The sequence below is a fragment of the Chloroflexota bacterium genome, assembly GCA_014360805.1.
In the GTDB taxonomy this organism is placed as follows: domain Bacteria; phylum Chloroflexota; class Anaerolineae; order DTLA01; family DTLA01; genus DTLA01.
On the sequence record JACIWU010000152.1, the window covers coordinates 1 to 1,543 of the forward strand.

At 69.0% G+C, this 1,543-nt stretch carries 1 protein-coding gene; it reads right to left on the reverse strand.

Annotation, left to right across the window (positions count from 1 at the left end; genetic code table 11):
- Positions 1-142: 142 nt before the first annotated feature.
- Positions 143-1,543 (reverse strand): L,D-transpeptidase family protein (locus tag H5T65_14115; GenBank protein ID MBC7260363.1); only part of this gene is annotated, 1,401 nt, incomplete at its 5' end.

Genomic DNA, 1,543 nt, shown 5'->3' on the forward strand with positions numbered 1-1,543 from the left:
CCTCGTCCAGCCAGTTGACCATCTGCTCAAGTTGCGCCAAATCCATGGGCATCTTCGTCCTCCGAAATCCCGCCCATCGCGGGTATAGGGTCCGGCCGCGCCCTCGCGCCCGTCCGGTGCGCAATGGCGTGGCGTGCGGTGCCTACGGTTGAATGATGACCGGCGTGCCGATTTCCGCCCAGTTGTAGAGCGTCTTGGCGTTGGGCGTATCCAGGATGATGCAGCCGAACGAGACTTTTTGCCCCAGGAACCCCGCCCACAGCACGGTGCCATTGGGGTTGATGGGCAGCGCGTGGATGCCGTTCTCGCTGGCGCCGGCCCAGTAGATGCCCAGCCAGTAGGGCATCCGCAGCCGCCACACGCTGGAATAGGCCTCGGGAATCTTGGACTGCACGGCGAAAACCCCCGTGCGCGTATCCCGTCCTGGCTCGCCGGTGGAACACACCCACTTGTAGATCAAAACGCCGCCCTCGTACACGTACATGCGCTGCTCGGAGATATCCACGACGATTTTCTTGGGGGGAATGGGCGTCGGCGTAGGCGTCGGCGGGGTGAGAAGGTAGTTGACCTCCGCCAGTTTGGCCTGGGCCTCGGCGCCGTCGGGCAGCACCGCCAGCGCGTCCTCGTAGGCGATCTTGGCCGCGCGCAGGTTGCCCGCCTGCTGCAACTGCAGGCCGTGGCGATAGCAAGCCTGGTAGAGCAGGGATGTCAGGCGCGGGTAGGCGGAGTCCAGCGCGTAGGCCCGCTGCAAGGTCGTCCGCGCGCCTTCCCAATCGCCGGCTTCCAGGCGCTCAACGCCGCCGAGGTAGAGGTTCAGCGCTTCCACCTGGGTCTGCGCGGGCGGGTAGCCGGGGACCACGGCCAGCGCCGCGTCAAAGGCCTTGCGCGCCTGCTCCCACCGTTCCTCCGTAACCAGCGAACGGCCGTAGTTGGTGTAGGCGGCGGTGAGCCAATCGTTCAGTCCGCCGTAGTTGGGTTCCAGCGCGCGCACCCGCTCCAGGATGGTGATGACGACCGTCCAGTCTCCCCGCTGCCAGGCGTCTTCCAGCGGGCCGCGCCACTGGGCGATGCGCTCCAGGTTTGTGGGCGTCGGCGTGGGGGTGGGCCGCGCGGCGATGACGCCGTAGGCCGTGGAGACAAGGAGCGCCGCCCCCGCGACCACCAGGACCGCGAGCATGCCGACCCAGGCCCAACGGCGCAGAGGCGCAACGGGTTTCCGCAGGGCCGGCGCGGCAGCCGCGGCCGTGCGGGCGACCTGTGGCGGGGCCGGGGCTGCGACGGCGCGAGGGGCGAGGCGCTTCTGCGCCCAGGCGATGCCTTCTTTGGCGGCTTCGTCGTCGGGGTCTATGGCCAGCACGCGCTGGAGGTACTCCATGGATTCGCGGGGGTCGGCGGCCAGGCCCGCCAGCCACAGCCAGGCGTCCTTGCGGTGTGGCTCCAGTGCGGCGGCTTGCGCCAGCAAGCGGCGCGCATAGGCCCTCCGCCCCGACTCGGCGGCGCGGATGCCCTGCTCCAGGTATTCGGCGTACTGGTTTTGTGGCAC